Annotated in this window: 4 protein-coding genes; 3 read left to right on the top strand and 1 reads right to left on the bottom strand. The window is 65.1% G+C overall.

Going from position 1 to position 3624, the window contains the following annotated elements:
• Positions 1-49: 49 nt before the first annotated feature.
• A complete protein-coding gene (locus tag EOA28_RS28755; RefSeq protein ID WP_127253116.1) occupies positions 50-952 on the bottom strand; it encodes an AraC family transcriptional regulator in 903 nt (300 codons plus the stop codon).
• Positions 953-1049: 97 nt separating this feature from the next.
• Between EOA28_RS28755 and EOA28_RS28750 the strand changes: the two genes are divergently transcribed.
• From EOA28_RS28750 to EOA28_RS28740, 3 genes are all read left to right on the top strand, one after another.
• Positions 1050-1805 carry an SDR family oxidoreductase gene (locus EOA28_RS28750; RefSeq protein ID WP_126078091.1) on the top strand — a complete coding sequence of 252 codons (756 nt, stop codon included), beginning with the start codon at positions 1050-1052 and terminating at the stop codon, positions 1803-1805.
• Between the two features lie 137 nt (positions 1806-1942).
• The gene (locus EOA28_RS28745) at positions 1943-2845 is read left to right on the top strand and encodes a GNAT family N-acetyltransferase (protein WP_126078092.1); all 903 of its coding nucleotides are present in this window, start codon (positions 1943-1945) and stop codon (positions 2843-2845) included.
• 140 nt (positions 2846-2985) lie between these two features.
• Positions 2986-3321, top strand: a complete 336-nt coding sequence (locus EOA28_RS28740) for a hypothetical protein (RefSeq protein WP_126078093.1) — start codon at positions 2986-2988, stop codon at positions 3319-3321.
• Positions 3322-3624: the final 303 nt, after the last annotated feature.

The following is a 3624-nucleotide window of genomic DNA, read 5'->3' as shown; positions in this document are numbered from 1 at the left end:
CAACAGGAACATCTGGCGACCCGCCTGGTTCCGCGCGGCGAAGGCGCCGCTAGTGCGCGGTCGCCCTGGCGTAGCGCCCGGGTGGCTGGCCGACATGGCGGCTGAAGGCGGTGCTGAAGGTGCTGACCGAGCCATAACCGACACGCTCGGCAACCTCGGCGATATCGGCCTCCCGCCGGCGCAGCAGGTCTTTCGCCAGCGCCATGCGCCAGGCCAAGAGATATTCCATCGGCGGCACGCCGACGCCGCGAACGAAACGGTCGAAGAAGGCGGAGCGCGAAAGCGCGGCCTCCTTCGCCAGCTCGGCGATCGTCCAGGGCCGCGCCGGATCGGCATGCATCCGGCGGATCGCCTCCGCCAGCCGCGCGTCGCCCAGGCCGCGCAGCAGGCCGGCCGGCGCGTCGGACGTCTGCGCCTGCCGAAGGGATTCGACCAGCAGGATCTCGATCAGCCGGGTCAGCACCAGGTCGCGCCCCGAATGCCGGCCCGCCGCCTCCTCGACCAGCAGCTTCACTAGGACCGACAGCCGCTCGACGCCACGGACATGGACCTGAGCGGGCAGCAATGAGACCAGCAGGCCGGAATCCTCGCCGTCGAAAAGGAAGTAGCCGCCAAGCATGCGCAGGTCCGGCGGGCCGTCCTGCTGGCCGTGCCGGACCTCCTCCGTGGCGGCCATGGCAAGGTTGGGATCTATCAGCGTCGGAACGACCGGCTCGAAGCCGGTCATGGTGAAGCCGGGCGTTTTCGGCAGCAGGACGAAATCGCCGGCTTCGAGCGTCAAGGGCGGCTGGCCGTCAACCGCCAACAGGCAGGCTCCCTCGATGACGACGGCGAAGCTCGGATGGCCGAAATCCGCGTAGCGGACACCCCAGCGCCCGGCGCCGCTGATGCCCTTGGTGAACACGGCGCGCGGCCTGAGCAAGGCTATGACTTCAGAGAGAGGATCGACCATTTCAGGACTCTTGCAAACAAAATCAGGATCGTCAATCATAGATAGTCCTGACTGCTGCCGGTAACTTGCCGCCGTACAAACCGAACAGCGAGGACCCATGAAAACCATCCTGATCACCGGCGCTTCCTCGGGCTATGGCCTGGAGACGGCGCGCCATTTCCTCTCGAATGGCTGGAACGTCGTCGCGACGATGCGAAACCCGCGCGAGGATGTGCTGCCGCCTTCGCCGGCGCTGCGCATCCTGCCACTCGACGTGACGGACGACAAAAGCATCGCGGCGGCGGTCGAAGCGGCCGGGCCGATCGACGCATTGGTCAACAATGCCGGCATCGGCGTCGCCGGAGCTTTCGAGGCGACGCCGATGGCGCATATCCGCAAGGTCTTCGAGACCAACACGTTCGGCGTCATGGCGATGACCCAGGCGGTGATCCAGCGGATGCGCGAGCGCCGTTCCGGCGTCATCGTCAATGTGACGTCGAGTGCCACGCTGGCGCCCTTCCCGCTGGCGGCGGCCTATACAGCGAGCAAGCAGGCGATCGAAGGTTTCACCGGCTCGCTGGCGTTGGAGCTCGCGCCCTTCAACGTCCTGGCCAAGCTGGTCGAACCGGGTTACGGGCCGACGACGAGGTTCACCGCCAATACCGGCGTGAATGTCCAGGACCTTATCCCCGAGGCCTATGCCGACTTTGCCAGGGCAGTCTTCGGCAATCTCGCCGATCCGGCGATGGCCGGGGCGCTGACCACCAGGGAAATCGATGTCGCCGAGGGCGTTTGGCGGGCCGTCAACGACACTACCGGCACACTGCGCTTCCCCGCTGGCGCCGACGCAGTCGCCCTAGCGGGGGCGGTCTGACGGGCAGCGTAAGCACCGGGGGCCGATGTGGCCTCCGGTGGAGCTGCGATAGCGCCGATCGTGGCCAAGACGGCAGGCATGGATCGCTGATATGATCGGTGCAACTGCGGCTCGCGCTCTATAGTTGGGGTTGTTCCATGTCGCTCGTTTACAGACCTGCTCGCGCCGATGACCTGGCCGCGACCGATGCAATGGTGGTCGCCAGCATCAATGAGCTTACCGTTCGGCACGGCTTCGGCCCGATGGCGGCGACGAGCCCGCCCAATTTCCAGTTGTTCTCACTCGAGGACGACCCCGACGGCCTGTGGGTGGCGGAAGACCATGGGGACATTGCGGGCTTCGCCTGGAGTTGGGTCTGCGGCGACATCTGGTTTCTCGCCCAGCTTTTCGTCGATCCTGGCCGACAAGGCCACGGCATCGGCAATACGCTGCTGGAGCGAACCATGCAGCACGCCCGCAAATCGGGCGCAGCCCACAGGGCGCTCATCACGTTCACCTTCAACCGTGTCTCGCAGGGCCTCTACATGCGGCACGGCCTGTTTCCCAAAACGCCGATCTACGTTTTCAGCGCCGCGCGCGAACGGGTGACCAAGGCTTTGCCTCAATCGCCATTGCGCGCCGTCGAAATGGACCGCAGCGCCGCGACAATGGAAAAACTCGTCGCAATCGATGCCAGTGCCCTGGGGGTCTCGCGAGAGAAGCACCACCGCTATCTGCGCACCGATGCCGCGACGACAGGTGTCTTGCTCCTCGCCGGCAGTGAGGCGATCGGCTACAGCTACCTTAGCGCCGGCGGGCATATCGGGCCCCTGGCGGTGACGCGGCCCGGTTTTCTTCGCGATGCCTTCGCAACGGCATTGCGGCTGGCGGCAGATCGCTCGGCCGAAAAGGTATCGGCCTTCCTGCCGGGCACATGCGAGAGCGCGCTCAGCCTTGCGGTCGATCAAGGCATGCGCATCACCTTCCCGATGCTGTTGATGGCATCGCCCGGCTATCGCGACTGGACGCAGTATCTGCCGCGAAATCCCGGCTTCATGTGATCGGCCGGGCCGCGGGGGCAGGCGGCGCAGAGGCAACCAAACACTTGTTTTCCCGTTATTTCAGCAGCTGTCGGCATCCGTCATATCGTCAGCCAATTGGCTCCCGGCCAACGACCGCGCGGAGCAGAAAGGAGGCCGCAATGGCACGGCCCATTGTTGAAATAGGCGACAGGGTGGCGGTGATCGCCACCGTGGTCGAGCGCACCAACGACCGCGTGACGCTGAGCCTCGACGGCAACGGCCACCGCTATTCGATGGTCGAGCCAAACGCCAAGGCAGGCGACAAGCTGAGGCTGGAGGGCGACGTCGTCCATGTCGACGAGGATCTCGGACGCACGACGGTGCAGGTGCTGGGGCGGGTGACCGTCGACACCGGGTCGGTCGAGATGGTGACGAGACGTTGCGACCTCGACCATATCGGCTCGAACGTGGCTGGCCACCCTCGCCCGCGCACGCAACCGACGCCGCACGGATGAAACCTTCCCGGTGAAACGGCGGCCGCTCCCTGGGCGTTTCCGTACCCGACGCTCACCGAATTGTCCTAGTTCCTTAACACAGAAATTTTGACCGGTTGGCTATGTGTGCATTGGCATGCGTTGGCGATTGGCCGAGACCTATCGCGGTCGTCATTCTCGGGCTTGACCCTGGGCTTGACCCTAGAATCCTGTGTGTTGGTTCTGGTGTATGGTTGAGGTGGGAAGGAGACCGAGTGGATCGTGGTCGTCCTTTCGGACAGGCCGTGGCATGGCCCGGTCCCTTCCCACCGGTGAACCATCAAC

Origin of the sequence: Mesorhizobium sp. M2A.F.Ca.ET.067.02.1.1, from assembly GCF_004023285.1 — a bacterium.
Taxonomy (GTDB): Bacteria; Pseudomonadota; Alphaproteobacteria; order Rhizobiales; family Rhizobiaceae; genus Mesorhizobium.
The sequence above is the reverse complement of the archived record's forward strand: the minus strand, read 5'-3'. Positions and strand labels throughout refer to the sequence as shown.

Bases quoted from the DNA above. Each gene is read 5' to 3' on its own strand.
- EOA28_RS28755 (WP_127253116.1), bottom strand. From the start codon at position 952: ATGGTCGATCCTCTCTCTGAAGTCATAGCCTTGCTCAGGCCGCGCGCC.
- EOA28_RS28750 (WP_126078091.1), top strand. From the start codon at position 1,050: ATGAAAACCATCCTGATCACCGGCGCTTCCTCGGGCTATGGCCTGGAG.
- EOA28_RS28745 (WP_126078092.1), top strand. From the start codon at position 1,943: ATGTCGCTCGTTTACAGACCTGCTCGCGCCGATGACCTGGCCGCGACC.
- EOA28_RS28740 (WP_126078093.1), top strand. From the start codon at position 2,986: ATGGCACGGCCCATTGTTGAAATAGGCGACAGGGTGGCGGTGATCGCC.